Origin of the sequence: Shewanella cutis, from assembly GCF_022410515.1 — a bacterium.
In the GTDB taxonomy this organism is placed as follows: Bacteria; Pseudomonadota; Gammaproteobacteria; order Enterobacterales; family Shewanellaceae; genus Shewanella; species Shewanella cutis.
The window spans coordinates 1-15,882 of the sequence record NZ_JACSDI010000018.1 but is presented as its reverse complement, the minus strand read 5'-3'; the positions used below and the strand labels follow the sequence as shown (position 1 = coordinate 15,882).

The following is a 15,882-nucleotide window of genomic DNA, read 5'->3' as shown; positions in this document are numbered from 1 at the left end:
AATGGCGACTCAAGATATCATTCAACGTTCCGGCACTTCGCAAGCGACTCCACCTGCACAGGCGAGAGTCGGTGGCGTGAAGCAAATTGCGAAGCTGTTTGACGCGACTAAGTGTAATGGTTGTAAAGCCTGTCAGGTCGCTTGTTCCGAATGGAATGACCTGCGTGAAGAGGTGGGTTCGTTCCAAGGGACTTATCAAAACCCAGCATCTCTGTCTCCAGAGTGCTGGACCCTGATGAAGTACAACGAGATCGAAGACCAAGGCAAATTGCGCTGGCAGTTTACTCACTCTGCCTGTATGCACTGCGCCGATCCTGCTTGCTTAAAAGCTTGTTCGACCTCTGGCGCAATTATTCAGCATGCTAATGGCACTGTGGATTTCGATTCGGACAAATGTATTGGCTGTGGTTATTGTGCCAGTGCCTGTCCATTCGACATCCCGAAGATCAGCGCCGTCGACAACAAGGCTTACAAGTGCACTATGTGCTCTGACCGCTTGGCTGTTGGGCTGGAGCCTTCCTGCGTTAAGTCCTGTACCACGGGTGCGCTACGTTTTGGTACGCGCGAAGACATGCTGTTCTCCGCCGAAAAGCGTGTTAACGAGCTGAAAGAACGTGGTTTCCCTAAGGCTGGGCTCTATAACCCAGAGGGTGTTGGTGGCACAGGCATGCTGATGGTATTGCATGATGTCACTCAGCCTGAAACCTACGAAATGCCTAAGGATCCGCAAATCCCACTGTCTGTCACCCTGTGGCAGGACTGGGTGAAACCACTGGGTACTGTCGGACTGCTTGCGACGGCGGCTGTGGCTTGCCTGCATAAAATCACCGTCGGTCGCAACATAGTGGAAGAGGACCAACCCGGCTATCAGCCGCCAGAGGAAGAGGTTAAGCAGGAAGAGGAGGCCAAGAAATGAGCAAGCATAACAAGCAAGAAATGGTAGTGCGTCACAAGCTGTTCGACCGCATCTGTCATTGGTTCATTGTGGCCGTGGGGTTAGTCACCTTTCTGACTGGCTTTTCCTTCTTCTATCCTTCCTTCCAATGGTTGGGCGCAATAGCGGGCACGCCGCAATTGGCGAAGTTTATTCACCCAATTGCTGGCCTGATGATGTGTTTACCGCTGATGTTGATGTTGGTGCGTTATTACCACCACAACAAATGGGAAAAACATGATCTGGCTTGGATGCTTGCCATCAAGGACGTGATGTTCGAGAACGAGGAAAAAATCCCGCCTATCGGCCATTACAACCCTGGCCAAAAAGTGCTGTTCCGAGCCTTCGTGCTGACGTCTATCACCTTAACCGTGACGGGATTCATCATGTGGCAACCCTACTTTGCGCCTTACTTCTCGGCCACTGTAGTGGGCTGGGCGATCGTGCTGCACGCCATTAGTGCTTTGATCATGCTGATGTTTGTGATGGTGCACTTTTGGATGGCGACCTGGGTGGAAGGGTCTATCACAGGCATGCTTTACGGCAAGGTCTCTAAGGCGTGGTGCCGTAAACATCATCCGCTGATGTTGGATGAACATTCGGACGTGGAGAAACATTAATGAGTCATACAGCCGAGATACCTATGGTCCCCGGCAGCGAATCGCCGCTGGAACTTAAACCCTTAAAGGCGGTGGACCCTAAAGCTGTTTATCACAGAAGGGCGCAGCGTTTGCTGTCGTTGGCTAAGGACTCGCCGCTGGCCGACTACTTTGAGTTATGCCGCAGAGTGGTTGCTATTCAGGCCCGCTTGGCGGCGGAGGCTGACTTCGGTCAGCTGCTCGCTTGGGGGAAAGATGAAGCGATTCCGCTTTCCCACTTGGGCTCAGAGGCAGATAGCTATTGGCAAGGACTGCTGCAACAACTGTTAAGTGATCTGCTGCCGCAGGTGGGTGAAGATATGGCGAGAGTGCTGCGGTTGTTGATGCAGCAATCCCCAGAACAACTCACCTCTTGGGGGGCTTCCTTGCGTCAGGGGCATATGAGCGCAGTGCCTGCGCGCTTTAGTTTGTTTATCTGGGCGGCGATGGGGGTCTATTGGTCTCACTGGGCGCCTATGGTGATCAAACGGATTGATCAACGCAAAGTCGCGCAGCAGAGCCTGTGCCCGATTTGCGGTAGTCATCCCGTAGCGAGTGTGATTGTCGACCAGCCGAGAGCCGGTCTGCGTTATCTGCATTGCAGTTTGTGTGAGAGCGAATGGCATTACATTCGCGCCCACTGCACCAGCTGCGGGCAGGATAAGGGGACGACGCTGTGGTCGTTTGACGATACTCAAGCACAAGTTCGCATCGAGAGCTGCGACGAATGCCATGGTTACACCAAGATGCTGTTCGTCGAAAAGTCACCGCTGATGGATGTGGCGGCCGACGACTTAGCGACCCTGATGCTCGACAGTGAGCTAAATGCCAAGGGCTTTGGAGCGACCACGGTCAATCCATTGCTGCTGGCCCACGAAACTGAGCAATAACCAAAGTCGGGAAGAGCTCACTGAGCTCTTCCCCTTATTTTTATCAAGATGATACAAATGATGACCCAAGTACCCGATACACCCCAAGCCCTGTACCGCGCGCTACCTTCGATGGACAGTCTGCTCGCCGATGCGGTGTTAGCGCCCTTGCTGCAACGCTATGGTAAAGCAGCAGTAAAGGCGGCGTTGGATAGTCAGCTACGCACGGCGCGTGAGCTGATTGCCCAAGAGCGGCGCTTGCCCACTTGGTGTGCGAACCCGTCGTTACTAAACGGATATTTGGTTGATCAATTGTCTAAGGACTATAGCCATAGTCTCAAGCCTGTGTGGAACCTCACGGGAACAATCCTGCATACCAATCTTGGTCGTGCCCAACAGTCTGAGGCGGCCATTCGGGCGGTAACCTCTGTGATGCGTTATCCCACGCCGCTAGAGTTTGAATTAGCAGCGGGTGAGCGTGGCCATAGGGATAATGCCATTAGTGGGTTAATCCAACGCTTAACAGGGGCAGAGGCCTGCTGCGTGGTGAATAACAACGCAGCCGCTGTGCTGCTGATGTTGTCGGCGGTGGCCGCGGGCAAAGAAGTGATCGTCTCCCGCGGTGAGCTGGTGGAAATTGGCGGCGCCTTTCGCATTCCAGACATTATGCGCCAAGCGGGCTGCACCTTAGTCGAGGTCGGCAGTACTAACCGTACTCACCTTAAGGACTATGAGCAGGCTATAACCGAGAATACCGCCGCCATTATGAAGGTGCATACCAGTAACTACCATATCAGTGGTTTTACCGCCTCGGTGGATGAGGCCAGATTAGGCCAACTCTGCCGCGAGCGTGGGGTCGCGCTGATCTCGGATCTTGGTAGTGGTTCACTCACCGACTTACGCCGTTTTGGCCTTAAACAGGAGCCGACGCCCCAAGCCATGTTGGCGGATGGGGTCGATCTGGTTAGCTTCTCCGGCGATAAACTCCTCGGCGGCCCGCAATCGGGTTTGATTGTCGGTAAGCAGGCGCTGATAAACAAACTCCAAAGTCATCCTCTAAAGCGTGCATTGCGCTGCGATAAGCTGATTCTCGCGGCGCTCGAGGCAACACTGATCCACTATCTCAACCCCGAAACTTTGGATCGGGAACTGCCGATTATGGCTAAATTTGCCCGCAGCCAAGCTGAGTTACGTCAAATTGGTGAGCGTCTGCAGCGCGCCTTAGTGCCGCTGTTTTCCCCGAGCTATGGCATAGAATTAGTGGAGTGCCAAACTCAAGTCGGTAGCGGCTCGCAGCCAGACACCTTTTTACCCTCAATCGCCCTGTGCTTTAACGCGCAAGGGGGCGGCAGTTTAATGCTGCTCGAGCAGCATTTTAAGCAGGCGCAGCGCCCTGTGATTGGCCGAATGACCCAAGATCAACTTCGCCTCGACCTGCGCGGTATCGATGATGAGGCCGAATTGTTAGCCGAACTCAGCACCTTAGGTGTGCAGCTATGATTATGGTCACCGCGGGCCATGTCGACCACGGCAAGAGCACGCTGATCCGTGCCTTGACGGGTATGAACACCGACAGGCTCCCCGAAGAAAAACGCCGTGGCATGACTATCGATCTCGGCTACGCCTTTATGCCACTGCGAGATGGCTCTCGCTTAGCCTTTATCGATGTGCCCGGCCATGAAAAGTTCATCAATAACATGCTGGTGGGCGTGAGCCATGTGCGCCACGCGCTGCTGGTGTTTGCCTGTGACGATGGTGTGATGCCGCAAACCCGCGAACATCTGCAAATCCTCGCGCTTTTACCGCTCAATAGTTTGACCTTAGTGCTGACCAAGCGGGATTTGGTCGATGAGCAAACCGCCGCCAAGTTGACTCAAGAGGGGATGGCGCTGCTTGCCGAATACGGTATCGAGGCCAGTGGCGTGTTTGAGGTCTGCGCGAATGATGCAGGCGATGCGGGGGTAGAAACCCTTAAACAACATATTTTGGATATTGCCGAGCTGCAATCGACCCAAGCGGAAGATGCCTGCAGCTTTAGGATGACGCTCGATCGCGCCTTTAGTGTTAAAGGTGCCGGGTGTGTGGTCACGGGCACTGTGATTAGCGGCAGTGTGTGTGTTGGCGATAGCCTCTACAGCTCAGGGCAAAAGGCGAAATTGCGGGTGCGCGGCATTCACTGCCAAGGGATGGAAGTCCATCGAGCCTTGAGTGGCACTCGGGTCGCTTTGAATCTTACTGGTGTTGATAACCACAGGGCGCCCGCCCGCGGCGACTGGTTAAGCAGCCTGCCTCAGGCTGAGCTTTGCGCCAGACCCGTAGTGCAGATACGCAGTTTTGAACCCTTAACCCATTGGCAAAATGTGCATTGTCATCACGGCGCCGACCATACCTTGGGGCGAGTATCGCTTCTGGATGAAGCCGATGAGCAGGGGCGTTATCTGGCCGAAATTGTGCTGGATAAGCCGCTGCTGCTGTGTCAGGACGACCCGATAGTGCTCAGGCATATTGGCGGTAAGCAAACGCTGGGAGCGGGGCGGGTGCTGGCATTAAAAGTCCCCAATCGTAAGAAGCGAACGCCTGAGCGTGTCAGTAAGCTGCAACACTTGGCTCAGTTCACCAATCCGGTGAATGTGCTGGCGCTACTCGGCCAGACTGAGGCGCTCAGTATCGATGAAATCCATTGGCGCTGGCAGCTAACCGATGAAGGGCTGGCTGCCATGCTGGCGCAGGCGGGGCTGACTCGCCTCGGAGTCTATGGGCTATCGACCCAGTTACTTGAGCAAGAAAAACAGCAGTTTATCGATCTGCTACGTGAGTATCACCAACAGCATCCCGACCAATTAGGGCTGGGGCGTAATCGTCTGCAACGTATGAGCCACAGCGTATTGCCTCAGGATTTAGCCAATAAGGTGCTCGATAGCCTCTGCCAAGAGGGACTGATGGTGCTGCGCGGCGCCTTGCTGCAGTTGGCGGACCACAGGATTGTCCTCGATAGCGAGGCGCAGCAGTGCTGGCAGTGTTTAGCCCCTTGGCTGGCGCAGCAAACGTCGCCTGTATGGGTAACAGAGATGGGGGAATATCTGGAACTCGAACCCGCCAAACTCAGATTGCTGTGTTTTCAACTGGTGCAACAGGGCTTTATTACCGCGGTGGTGAAGGACAGGTATCTGTTGAGTGAGCAGCTATGCCACTACGCCAATCTGGTGCGTGAGCATGTGGACACCCACGGTAAGCTCGAAACCGCAGAGTTTAAAGACATGATTGGCCTTGGTCGTAAGGTCAGCATTCAATTGCTGGAGTTTTTTGACCGCAGTGGTTTTACCCGTAGGAAGTATCGCAGTAACAGTCGGGAGATTCGGGATGGGGAACTGTTTTATTCCCATGAGAATTGGCGGAAGAACATAGGAGTCGAACCTACCCAGGACTGCTGGCAGCCCTACCCGGATTTGAAATCCGGACGCCTCACCGGAGACGACGTTCTTCCAATAGAAGACAAACCGATAGTAGAAAATGCATAAACCTGAATCAAGCGCATTCGTATTTCGTTGGTCGCTTTGTGACTTAAGTCGTGTTTCATAAGTAAACCAATTGTTTTTATTTGAATTTATGATTTTAGAGGGGCGCTATGGAATACCATTCACACGCTGTGGTTACTGAAAGAAAGGTGACCCTTTTAGAGCTGGGACAGGCATCTGAGTTGACTGATTATGTTGCTAATGAGGTGCGTGTGGCGCTGGTGTATAACGGCATCGCCCACACAGTAATGCTCGCTAGCCCTGAAAATCTCGAAGAGTTCGCCATTGGCTTTACCTTGTCGGAGCGGATTGTTTCCCATGTGAATGAAATCAAAGGGGTAGATCTCGAGTTCACCCCCGAAGGCGTGCTCATTCAAGTGGAAATCACCCAAAGATGCTTTATGGAGCTCAAGCAGCAGCGCCGCAATATGGCTGGGCGTACTGGCTGTGGTCTTTGCGGTGTGGCTCAGTTAGAAGAGGCGGTAAAACCTGTTATCCGCGTCGACTCGGATGCCAGATTTAATATCGATCATCTTCAAGTCGCGCTTGGGCAACTTAAGGAAAATCAGCATCACTTTAAGCTTACTGGAGCGACCCACGCTGCCATGGGCTTAGATCAAGACGGACAAATCATCGCCGCCTTTGAGGACATTGGTCGGCACATTGCACTGGATAAATTAATCGGTGGATGCTCAATGCGTCAGGCAGAGCGACCTGTGGCCGTGTTGCTTACCAGCCGTGCCAGTTTCGAAATGGTGCAAAAGGCCGCCAGTGCCAATATCCAAATTCTGTTTGCTATGTCCGCCGTGACTTCACTGGCGTTGGAATTAGCAGAGAAAAGCAACATCACGCTTATCGGTTTTTGTCGTAATGGCAGAGCCACGCTTTACACCCATGGCTATCGGCTATTGGGGCTGAATCGTGCCAGCTTAGCGAAGGCCATTTAAGCGTGCCGCTACACAATTAAGACTCTTCAGCACCTTATTTTTTAAGGGATTGTGCCTTGCTTGTGTAGCAACAGGTATAAGCTTTGCGCTTATTTTTTATAGTCTCGTTCATTAGGGTAATGACATGACATGGCAACAATTTAAACAACAATATTTGGTTCGTTTTTGGGCTCCAATGCCTGCGGTTATCGCCGCCGGTATCCTTTCTACTTACTATTTTGGCTTAACTGGCACCTTCTGGGCCGTCACGGGGGAATTTACTCGCTGGGGTGGGCATTTGCTGCAATTGATGGGCGCAAATCCTGAAACCTGGGGTTATTTCAAGGTGATAGGTTTGCAGGGCTCTCCCTTAGACCGTATCGACGGCATGATGATCATCGGTATGTTTGGTGGTTGTATTGCGGCGGCGTTGTGGGCGAATAACGTTAAACTGCGTATGCCACAGAGCCGTATCCGTATCGCTCAGGCGTTAATCGGCGGCATTATTGCTGGCTTTGGGGCGCGCTTGGCGATGGGCTGTAACTTAGCGGCCTTCTTTACTGGTATTCCGCAGTTTTCCTTACACGCATGGTTTTTTGCCCTCGCGACGGCGGCGGGTTCGTACTTTGGTGCGCGCTTTACGCTACTGCCCATGTTTCGTATTCCGGTGAAGTTGAAGAAAGTCGATAAGGCGTCTTCGGTCAAACAGGATGAAAACCAAGCCAGACGGCGTTTTCGCATCGGCATGTTAGTGTTCGCAGCCATTATTGGTTGGGGATTACTGACGATGTTCAATGCGCCTAAACTGGGTATCGCCATGCTCTGCGGTGTGGGTTTTGGTCTGTTGATTGAGCGGGCGCAAATCTGCTTTACCTCGGCATTTCGCGATATGTGGATCACCGGACGCACCCATATGGCCAAGGCGATTATTCTCGGTATGGCGGTGAGTGTCATCGGGATTTATAGCTATGTGCAATTAGGCGTGCCGCCCAAAATTATGTGGGCTGGCCCGAATGCGGTGATTGGTGGCCTGCTGTTTGGTTTTGGCATTGTGCTGGCGGGTGGTTGTGAGACAGGTTGGATGTATCGCGCCGTCGAAGGCCAAGTACATTTCTGGTGGGTCGGCTTAGGTAACGTGCTCGGTTCAACCCTGCTGGCCTATTACTGGGATGACTTGGCTCAACCCTTAGCGACCAACTGGGACAAGGTTAACCTGCTCACCAGCTTTGGCGATAAAGGTGGCTTATTAATGACCTATTTGCTGCTGGCATTGTCATTTGCGGCCATGTTGCTGTGGGAAAAACGTTTCTTTGCCCGTAAGGCAAAGCGGGATGAACAATTGATCGCGGAGGCGGCGTAATGAGTCAATATATTCCAGATTATCAACTCGATATGGTGGGCGAGCCTTGCCCTTATCCTGCCGTGGCAACCCTTGAGGCCATGCCAACACTGAAACCGGGGCAGATATTAGAAGTGATCAGTGACTGCCCGCAGTCAATCAACAATATTCCCCTCGATGCTAAGAATCATGGCTATAAAGTGCTAGAAATTGAGCAAAACGGGCCAACGATTCGCTATCTGATCCAGCGTTAATTTAACCATTCGAATAAGGCCATCACGGCAAATAAAAAGCGCTGCATTGGCAGCGCTTTTTGATCTTAGCCTTGACAATCGGCAGGTAAATATTCGTCGGGAATAATGTTACTATAACATATCCAAGTGATATTATTTTGCTCGTCCACCTCAAGTCTCAGATACACTGATGAGCCTTGATAATTGCCAAGGGCCTCACCTGCATCAAAGCTAATAACTGGATTAGTATAGAGAGTGAAAGTGGACAGTTGCTCATCGGTTAATCCAAGGACTTCTGGCTCAGTCGGCCATGCATTAGTGCTTTGATAATATTGAGTTAGAGCATCTGTTACTGGTATTAGTGACTGACGCAATTGGTCGATATGCTCAATAGCGAGTGCGGTATTAGGCACTGGTGCTGGCTCAGGGGGCTGTGTATCCGATTGTTGCGTCATCGAATTTCCCATATCCTGACTATAACCGAACTCCTCGCCTATTTTCTCGTGGTATTCCTTATAGGCGGGAATCGCGACCGCTGCGGCCACACCGATAATGGCCGCGAGGATGATAATTCCACCGCCAGCCGTACCCATACGTGGCATAAATAGGCTAAAGAGGTAGGCGAATACGCTGCGAGAAGGCGCTGCATACATTTTGCCCTGTGCAGTTGCTTGTACTCTTGCCATACGTTTAGTCAGCCAAGGATAACTGCTATTGAGCTCATGGAAGGACATCCAAAATCCGCTCGACTCTTGGGTTTGGCGAATATATTGGTCGACATTCATGCGTTTCCACTGCTCAACCCCAGCGGCTAATACGGCAACTGCATTGGTGGCAGAACGTAAGCTATTGCAGCAGCGCAGGCCATGTAAATCGCAGGTATACTCGCAGGCGCGGGCATAGGCGGCACCGATTAATGGCAGCCAAGTAGCGAACACTAACAGCGGCTCTTTACCAATATGGTTACGGCGAATATGGCCCAGCTCATGGCCAATATAGAAGTTTATCGCATCTTTATCCGACTCGAGTGCATCCACAATTGATGAAAACAGCACTATATAGTTGTGGCGCAAGAAGCGGGTCGCGAGGGCGTTTAACATGCCATCGGCCGCTAACAGATAAGCGCGGGGCGCTTCTTTAATCTCTAAACGCTCGCAGCAGGCGAGGTATTGTTTGTGTAAATCGGGGAACTGCTCAGGGCTGATTTCAACCGCAGTACCCTTTATGTAGCTGATAAACGCCGAGTGGGTGAATAAGTAGATAATAAAAAACATCAGCACATAAATCAGGGCGATACCTTTGGTGGCTAAGATCAGCACGGCCCAAATCAGTCCTGAAATAATTGCTAAAATTGCAAACAGTGACTTTTCTTTCGAATAGACGGTATCGGCCATTTGAATGGGGTGGTTGTTCCCTGCGGTAATCGCTTGTTCCATATAGATCCTTTCCCTAGTGAAATAACAAAACGGCGTGAAAATAGTCAATTTCACTAGGAAATACAATCTCTATAATAGGGATTACCTATAATTTAGTGTTTTTAATTTAAGATAATTAGGGCGCGAGTGTCGCATCGCCACGTTTAATCGCGTTTTGTGCTAGTTCGAACACCTGCTTTTCAGCCACATTGGCTAACTCTTGCTGAACTTGGCCGAGTTGTTCCATCTCTTTGCCCATCACTTCCATCGATTCGCCCAGACTTTCAATTTGCGCGTTAACCTCAGTATCTTTTTCACTTGAGGCGAGATTGATTAAGAGTTTGCTGGTTTCGGCGCTGATGGCATCGCCCTTAACCTGCATTTGTTCACCCAGTCGCTGCATTTTTTCGCCTTGCAGTTGCATTGTGCGCACTGCCTCTTTGACTTGGTTTACTAAGTCTGGCTTGGTGATGACATAGGCTTTACCCGCGGTTTTGACCCAAAGGTAGTCTGTTTTATAGGGATTTCCTTGGCTTTTGAGTTTATTCCAATCTTGACTCTGGCCTGAACCAATGGTCATCTCGCCATCTTGATGCACATAAGTCCAAGAAAAATCAGGGTAATTTTGACTGTTCACCGAAATGTTGGTTTCGGCTGAACTTTGAGTGCTCGTTTGCTGGGTTGCCCATATGCCGCAGGAGATGAGTGCGATAATCAATAAACTACCGAATAATTTTGTACGAGTGTCCATAATGCTTCCTTGTATGAATGAAAGTTTGTGATTAACACTCTGGTATAAGCAGAGTCTGTGCCAATAAAATATTCCTTATTTATCATTGCGATAAAAATAGTGTCCGCCTGATGGGCCTGAATGTGTCCGCGTGTTCAGTTTAAATGTGTCCGGTTCAGTGGACACTTTTGGGGGAACCCATCAGGCTGCACTACACTTACTCGAGTTTGTTAAGCACAGCTTGATTGCTGAGCTGGCATTGAGTGGTATTTGTGGATTAGTGCTGATTTTTGCCTGTTCGGTGAGCGTATTTTGCTTAAGTCAGCTTAGGTTAAGCTGGGATGGCGTTAGCTATAGCAATGAATAGTGATTGGTCGTTGATATAAGGGAGTTAAAAGTATGACGTTAGCTAAGATAATCAATACGCAAAACGCAGGAATAGTAGGGCTGTTAGCCATGGCCTTGAGTATGTCTGCTATTGCAGCAGAGTCGCCTTCCTTCGACTGTGGTAAAGTGCAGGCGGGGAGCATCGAAGAGATGGTGTGTCAGGATGCGGGCTTAATTAAGTTAGATAGGCAACTGGCGGATGTTTATGCCAAGGCCACTGAAAAAGCTAAAAATGAACAACCTCCAGTATTAAAAGCCATGCAGCGGGGCTGGGTCAAAGGTCGTAATGAATGTTGGAAGAGTGAAGATAAACGTGCCTGTATCGAGTCGAGTTATCAAACTCGGATTGCCGAGCTACAGGCGCAATATCGCCTCGTTGAGATGACTGGCCCCGTGTTTTACGCCTGCGATGGCAATCCCGCCAATGAAGTCGTGGTCAATTATTTTAAAACTGAGCCAGCGACCCTGATTGCCGAGCGTGGCGATAAAACGTCGCTGATGTTTGTTCAGCCTAGCGCCAGTGGTGCCAAATATCAGGGCCAAAATGAGAGTCTGTGGGAACACCATGGTGAAGCGAGAATCGTTTGGGGATATGAAGCGCCAGAAATGACCTGTACGGTAAAAACACCCAAATGATTAAAAGTTCACACCCAGTCCTAGGTTGTAGTTGATGTTTTGTGTATTGAGCGCAGAGGACACAGTCTCATTAATATCATATTTAAATGAGAGGTAAATCTGCTGTGTTAGCAAGTATTTAAGTCCAATGGTTACGTCAGAAATATAGTCAATGGTTGGCGTGTCAGGAAAGGCGATTTGGAGATCGGCATAGGTCTCCAATACGCCGTCAAACCAATATTGTTTATAGTTAATAGTGGTAGCCCAGGCATTGAGTTGATAGGTAAAGTATTGACTCTCTAACCAAAAGTGGTTGTAAGTGACAACAAAGTCCAGCTTATCTCGCCCGACCCCCCAAAATCGAAAACCTGGACCGAGCGCGGCGTAATAATTGCGTATGGGGACCTCGAGTCTATCTTCTTGAAAATAATCCTCTTGACGCACTAACCAATGTTCACTGATGAGATAGTCAAGGCTGTAGTGACCTTCAATCGTATTACGTTTGGTGGTTTTCTCTTCGGTTTCATAGCGAACCTCACTTTTAAGGTTATGGCGCCATTGTAAGGTTTCGGCGGTAATATCGCTTTTAGCATGGAGTTTTTGGGTATTTTTAGTGTTGCTAGTGACATCAATTGCGGCCTCCACACTGCCATTGTAGCGCCACTCAGAATCGCTTTTTCGGTCAGAAAACACTAAATCACTAATAGGTGTTTGTTGATTGTTAACCAGCACAAACCCATCGAGTTCTGAGGATTGAATGCTCACATTTTGCAGCGTGCGATTGATGCTCCAATGTTGATTACTGATAGTTTCAAAACTTTTGATCGCACTGCGTTCTATGGATATTTTTGGGGAATAACTGGGCTTGATGACTAAGTGTTCTTCGTCAAAGCTTTTAATTTCACCAGTGATTTGATCGCCATTTTTTAGTAACACGGTATCAGCAAGACTTTGCCAACTTACGCCCGTTAAGAGCATGGCCATACATAAAATAGGATAGCGATTTGGCATTTGCGGTTGGCTCAAAAATTAACGGTCTCAAAGATTCTGGCATTCTAGCTTATATCACGGCTAGTAAGGCAATAGCGTTAAGGGGAGATTGTAAGGAATTGACAGGGAGCCTATCAACTCCTTACTTTGGACATGTGATCAACGGGAGTTGATTTCGGTGATTTTGAGATTGACTAGCTGTTTTTGCCAACGGTTTTTATCCACATCTTCGACCCAAATCACGCGGCTTTTACGTTGCTCACCTTTACGTAAATAGGTTTCTGGCATGCGGAAAATGGCTTCCCAAACTTCCAGTTTCTCGGTTTTGAGCAGTGAGCCATCATCAGTAAAGAAGCTAGCTTCTACCTCAACCAAGGTCACATGCTCACTGCTGGTACTGGCAAGTTCGAAGGTCAGGCCGAGTTTGTTGCCCTTCCACTGGCTGTCGGTAAAAGTGACTTTAATGCCGTCTTTGGCGGTAGAACCCAAGAGTTCAGGGCGCGCAATGGCATTGGCGGTAAGGGTGGTTACTGGTGCGGCAGCAACGGCGGCAGTGCTCGTGCTTACAATGTTGGCGCTAGGTGCTGCAGCGACAGCCACGGGCATCTCAGCGGCTTTAGTCTCTGTGATGATATATTCCCAAGTAAAGTCATCTTTCAGTCTGACCTGAGCCCCATTCTCAAGGGTGATTGTCGCCACATCCGCAGCCATCACAGAGAATGAGAGCAACAAGAGTGAACTGAGTGCACTACGGCGAAATGAATTGGGCATGGTTTCTGGCTCCGATATCTGTCGAGTCAATAATTTGCCCTAACATAAACAATTTGCAGCATAGTCGTCACTGCCTAAGTCGCGTTTTGGTGAATAAAAAAGTGGATTTAGTCTGGACTTAACTTGTGCTGATTTACATCCGGATGCAATCAGAACCGACAGATTGAGTTAACTTACTTTTGCCCCAAAACGAGTTAACTGGTTGTCTGTGGCGCAGTCAAACACAGACTTTCTCGCCTATAAATTTTCATCCATATATCTCAAATGTTGCAATGTTTTGGGATGCCTAAAAACTGGACAGGCATACAGTCATATCGGAATCATGACGATTTTTATTCCAACTTCGTGCGCGTTTTCACATTCCAATATGAATAAATATTCTTAAAATCATGCAATTATAAAACCTATGAGTTAGATAATAGATTTGGGAAACGCGCATGCGCGTTTTTCCAGATGGTGAATTTAGCAAAATGCTGATAAGTTCATTACATACAAATAGTTAACTGTGCGCGTTTTCACTGGTCCAACGAGGTAAACGCGCATGCGCACGAATAAAATGTTATGGGGCTATCAAAGTTGGAGGTAATTCAGGTAGATGAGTAATAACTTTAATCTTAAAAATACAAATTCTAATATCAAAATAATTATTGGCGAAAACGGAACTGGTAAAAGTGCTCTTTTGAATGAGCTTTCTTTAGACTACCTAAATGACAATAAAACTGTAATAGCGATAGCAACCTCTATACATGATAAATTCACTTCGAGGCGAAGGAAGTTCCACTTTTATGGAGGTCGTCAAGGCCGAAGCATGGTTGAACGAGCAATCAAAAAATCATTGTTAGGCGATTCCAATAGTGATGTTGATAGGGTTAAATATTTAATAAGCGCTTTGGAATACGCAAAATATTCGCCAAGAATAGGAATCAAGGTCGAAGGGTTTGAGCCAGATAATATAGAATCGTTATATCTTGCAGCGAAAGAAGATGAACGGATTTATGATGTTTTCAGTTTAATAAAAAAATATCACGAACCATTTTCTAGAGAATCAGTTGTTGCTATAAGTCTATGGGCAGTAACTAAAGAAAATAATAATGTATCGGGATCTGCTCTGTCCGCATTCATACGATACGAGAAAATTTTAAAAAAATATAAAATTATTAAAAGATTTAGAACTTACCTGTATAGGGAAGATTCCGAAATAGCATTAGCAAATGCTAGCTCAGGTGAGTTAATGATCATCTCAATGTTGGTTCATATTTCTTCATATATTGATAAAGACACTGTAATCTTAATTGACGAGCCTGAAAATAGTTTACACCCGAGATGGCAGCGTAAATATATAGATATGATCCTGGATGTTTTTTACTTATTTCAACCAAAGATCTATGTGGCCTCACATTCACCTCAAATCATTCCAATAGATAACGATTTGTATAAAATATTTACCCCAAAAAATGGAGTTGTTGTAGAGGTAGATGAAAAAACAAGCAACAATGAAGAGTTGCTTTCAGAGGTCTTCGGAGTGATTACTCCTGAAAATAGGTTTTTATCTAACAAAATGGTAGAAACAATAAATAATTTTGACGCTAAGAATATTGAATATAACGATGCGTTACAAATCATCGAAGGGTACAAAAACAAAGTTTACGACCCTCGGCAGATTACTTTCTTAGAAGGCGTTAATGAGATAATTGAAAAGATAAATAATTCAAGGACTTCCGATGCCTAATAGACCATCATTTACTGACCTAGAGAAAAGATCTATGCAGGAAGCATCTCGCATTGGTCACACTGGGTGGGATAAAAACCCATCATTAACTTCTTTAAAAGATAAAATTAAAAATTTTGGATTAATAAAAACAGAGGATAGATGCTGTTATTGTGGTAGGAATATATATGGAGAGTTTCGAATGGTTATAGACATCGAACATATCCTACCAAAGTCAATTTTTCCAAAACAGATGTTTAAAGGTAAAAATCTTTCCGTCTCATGCAAGCGCTGTAATATGAATATCAAAAAGTCAAAAGTTGACTTTTTAGAAGGAATAAATACAGCTCATACTGGAACATTGCTGCGCTCAAAGTACTATAAAATAATTCACCCCAACTTGGACTTTTATGACTCTCATTTACTGCTGATAGCAGGACAAGTTGGTCGTAAAGTTATGTTGAAGTATTCGGTTGTAAATGGCAGCTCTAAAGGTGCGTTTACTTACGATTATTTTAAATTGGACCGTCTGGAAAAAAACAGTTTTGATATGGCACAGGGCAACCAGCCTAGGGTAGAAATAGATAACCCCGAATTGCAAGAAGCTTTTGATGCCATAGCCCCATAACAATCTGTTTAAGAGTGATTCGCAACGCGTGGCATTTATACTATGCGTTGCGTTTTGTGTTTAAGGTGGCATGCGGGAGCTTCGGTATTGCGTTGCTCACACCTTAACAGGGCGTTAGCTGGAAAGATAGTTGGGACAGCCATATCTTTTTGTGTTTTTCAGCACCTTCACCTAGGCTTTAAAA

Annotated in this window: 15 protein-coding genes, 1 tRNA gene and 1 pseudogene; 12 read left to right on the top strand and 5 right to left on the bottom strand. The window is 48.0% G+C overall.

Features of this window, described 5'->3' with window-relative positions; all coding sequences use genetic code 11:
- Position 1 precedes the first annotated feature (1 nt).
- The 5 genes and pseudogenes from fdxH to selB all read left to right on the top strand — a co-directional run.
- Complete coding sequence (fdxH, locus tag H9J30_RS17555) at positions 2-916, top strand: formate dehydrogenase subunit beta (RefSeq protein ID WP_275679664.1); 915 nt, start codon at positions 2-4, stop codon at positions 914-916.
- A complete protein-coding gene (locus H9J30_RS17550) occupies positions 913-1,554 on the top strand; it encodes a formate dehydrogenase subunit gamma (RefSeq protein ID WP_133181952.1) in 642 nt (213 codons plus the stop codon). Before fdxH ends, H9J30_RS17550 begins: the two co-directional genes overlap by 4 nt.
- Positions 1,554-2,462, top strand: a complete 909-nt coding sequence (gene fdhE / locus H9J30_RS17545) for a formate dehydrogenase accessory protein FdhE (protein ID WP_240132180.1) — start codon at positions 1,554-1,556, stop codon at positions 2,460-2,462. Before H9J30_RS17550 ends, fdhE begins: the two co-directional genes overlap by 1 nt.
- Positions 2,463-2,519: 57 nt before the next feature.
- Positions 2,520-3,941 (top strand): L-seryl-tRNA(Sec) selenium transferase, encoded by a 1,422-nt coding sequence (gene selA / locus H9J30_RS17540; RefSeq protein WP_240132179.1) that lies wholly within the window; start codon positions 2,520-2,522, stop codon positions 3,939-3,941.
- A pseudogene (gene selB / locus H9J30_RS21765) lies at positions 3,938-5,761 on the top strand (selenocysteine-specific translation elongation factor); the annotation flags it as partial. The gene selA and the pseudogene selB, both read left to right, overlap by 4 nt.
- A 69-nt stretch (positions 5,762-5,830) precedes the next feature.
- On the opposite strand, the gene H9J30_RS17525 reads toward selB, so the two are convergent.
- Positions 5,831-5,925, bottom strand: a tRNA-Sec gene (locus H9J30_RS17525).
- A gap of 141 nt (positions 5,926-6,066) precedes the next feature.
- Here H9J30_RS17525 and fdhD point away from each other — a divergent pair.
- The 3 genes from fdhD to yedF all read left to right on the top strand — a co-directional run bounded on the left by fdhD (position 6,067) and on the right by yedF (position 8,475).
- A complete protein-coding gene (gene fdhD, locus H9J30_RS17520) occupies positions 6,067-6,903 on the top strand; it encodes a formate dehydrogenase accessory sulfurtransferase FdhD (RefSeq protein WP_240132176.1) in 837 nt (278 codons plus the stop codon).
- A gap of 124 nt (positions 6,904-7,027) precedes the next feature.
- On the top strand, positions 7,028-8,242 hold the full coding sequence (yedE, locus tag H9J30_RS17515) for a selenium metabolism membrane protein YedE/FdhT (RefSeq protein ID WP_240132175.1): 1,215 nt from the start codon (positions 7,028-7,030) through the stop codon (positions 8,240-8,242).
- Positions 8,242-8,475, top strand: coding sequence for a sulfurtransferase-like selenium metabolism protein YedF (gene yedF, locus H9J30_RS17510; RefSeq protein ID WP_198781583.1), 234 nt, complete (start codon positions 8,242-8,244; stop codon positions 8,473-8,475). The genes yedE and yedF overlap by 1 nt, the downstream gene beginning before the upstream one ends.
- 65 nt (positions 8,476-8,540) lie before the next feature.
- Here yedF and H9J30_RS17505 read toward each other — a convergent pair whose 3' ends face one another.
- The gene (locus H9J30_RS17505; protein WP_240132174.1) at positions 8,541-9,890 is read right to left on the bottom strand and encodes a M48 family metallopeptidase; all 1,350 of its coding nucleotides are present in this window, start codon (positions 9,888-9,890) and stop codon (positions 8,541-8,543) included.
- A gap of 115 nt (positions 9,891-10,005) precedes the next feature.
- The gene (locus H9J30_RS17500; RefSeq protein ID WP_240132173.1) at positions 10,006-10,620 is read right to left on the bottom strand and encodes a hypothetical protein; all 615 of its coding nucleotides are present in this window, start codon (positions 10,618-10,620) and stop codon (positions 10,006-10,008) included.
- Positions 10,621-10,750: 130 nt separating this feature from the next.
- Here H9J30_RS17500 and H9J30_RS17495 point away from each other — a divergent pair, with 130 nt between their 5' ends.
- Both H9J30_RS17495 and H9J30_RS17490 read left to right on the top strand, forming a co-directional pair.
- Positions 10,751-10,966, top strand: a complete 216-nt coding sequence (locus H9J30_RS17495) for a hypothetical protein (protein ID WP_240132172.1) — start codon at positions 10,751-10,753, stop codon at positions 10,964-10,966.
- Positions 10,967-11,055: 89 nt separating this feature from the next.
- Entirely contained in the window at positions 11,056-11,622 is a 567-nt protein-coding gene (locus H9J30_RS17490; protein WP_427915928.1) for an MliC family protein, read from the top strand.
- On the opposite strand, the gene H9J30_RS17485 is transcribed toward H9J30_RS17490, so the two are convergent.
- Positions 11,623-12,612, bottom strand: coding sequence for a DUF481 domain-containing protein (locus H9J30_RS17485; protein WP_240132170.1), 990 nt, complete (start codon positions 12,610-12,612; stop codon positions 11,623-11,625).
- 138 nt (positions 12,613-12,750) lie between these two features.
- Entirely contained in the window at positions 12,751-13,362 is a 612-nt protein-coding gene (locus H9J30_RS17480; protein ID WP_240132169.1) for a DUF3157 family protein, read from the bottom strand.
- A gap of 595 nt (positions 13,363-13,957) precedes the next feature.
- Here H9J30_RS17480 and H9J30_RS17475 point away from each other — a divergent pair.
- Together H9J30_RS17475 and H9J30_RS17470 are read left to right on the top strand one after the other, a co-directional pair.
- Positions 13,958-15,091 carry an AAA family ATPase gene (locus H9J30_RS17475; RefSeq protein ID WP_054757467.1) on the top strand — a complete coding sequence of 378 codons (1,134 nt, stop codon included), beginning with the start codon at positions 13,958-13,960 and terminating at the stop codon, positions 15,089-15,091.
- Positions 15,084-15,698, top strand: a complete 615-nt coding sequence (locus H9J30_RS17470) for an HNH endonuclease domain-containing protein (RefSeq protein WP_078511363.1) — start codon at positions 15,084-15,086, stop codon at positions 15,696-15,698. The genes H9J30_RS17475 and H9J30_RS17470 overlap by 8 nt, the downstream gene beginning before the upstream one ends.
- Positions 15,699-15,882 lie beyond the last annotated feature (184 nt).

Bases quoted from the DNA above. Each gene is read 5' to 3' on its own strand.
- fdxH (WP_275679664.1), top strand. From the start codon at position 2: ATGGCGACTCAAGATATCATTCAACGTTCCGGCACTTCGCAAGCGACT.
- H9J30_RS17550 (WP_133181952.1), top strand. From the start codon at position 913: ATGAGCAAGCATAACAAGCAAGAAATGGTAGTGCGTCACAAGCTGTTC.
- fdhE (WP_240132180.1), top strand. From the start codon at position 1,554: ATGAGTCATACAGCCGAGATACCTATGGTCCCCGGCAGCGAATCGCCG.
- selA (WP_240132179.1), top strand. From the start codon at position 2,520: ATGATGACCCAAGTACCCGATACACCCCAAGCCCTGTACCGCGCGCTA.
- fdhD (WP_240132176.1), top strand. From the start codon at position 6,067: ATGGAATACCATTCACACGCTGTGGTTACTGAAAGAAAGGTGACCCTT.
- yedE (WP_240132175.1), top strand. From the start codon at position 7,028: ATGACATGGCAACAATTTAAACAACAATATTTGGTTCGTTTTTGGGCT.
- yedF (WP_198781583.1), top strand. From the start codon at position 8,242: ATGAGTCAATATATTCCAGATTATCAACTCGATATGGTGGGCGAGCCT.
- H9J30_RS17505 (WP_240132174.1), bottom strand. From the start codon at position 9,890: ATGGAACAAGCGATTACCGCAGGGAACAACCACCCCATTCAAATGGCC.
- H9J30_RS17500 (WP_240132173.1), bottom strand. From the start codon at position 10,620: ATGGACACTCGTACAAAATTATTCGGTAGTTTATTGATTATCGCACTC.
- H9J30_RS17490 (WP_427915928.1), top strand. From the start codon at position 11,056: ATGGCCTTGAGTATGTCTGCTATTGCAGCAGAGTCGCCTTCCTTCGAC.
- H9J30_RS17485 (WP_240132170.1), bottom strand. From the start codon at position 12,612: ATGCCAAATCGCTATCCTATTTTATGTATGGCCATGCTCTTAACGGGC.
- H9J30_RS17480 (WP_240132169.1), bottom strand. From the start codon at position 13,362: ATGCCCAATTCATTTCGCCGTAGTGCACTCAGTTCACTCTTGTTGCTC.
- H9J30_RS17475 (WP_054757467.1), top strand. From the start codon at position 13,958: ATGAGTAATAACTTTAATCTTAAAAATACAAATTCTAATATCAAAATA.
- H9J30_RS17470 (WP_078511363.1), top strand. From the start codon at position 15,084: ATGCCTAATAGACCATCATTTACTGACCTAGAGAAAAGATCTATGCAG.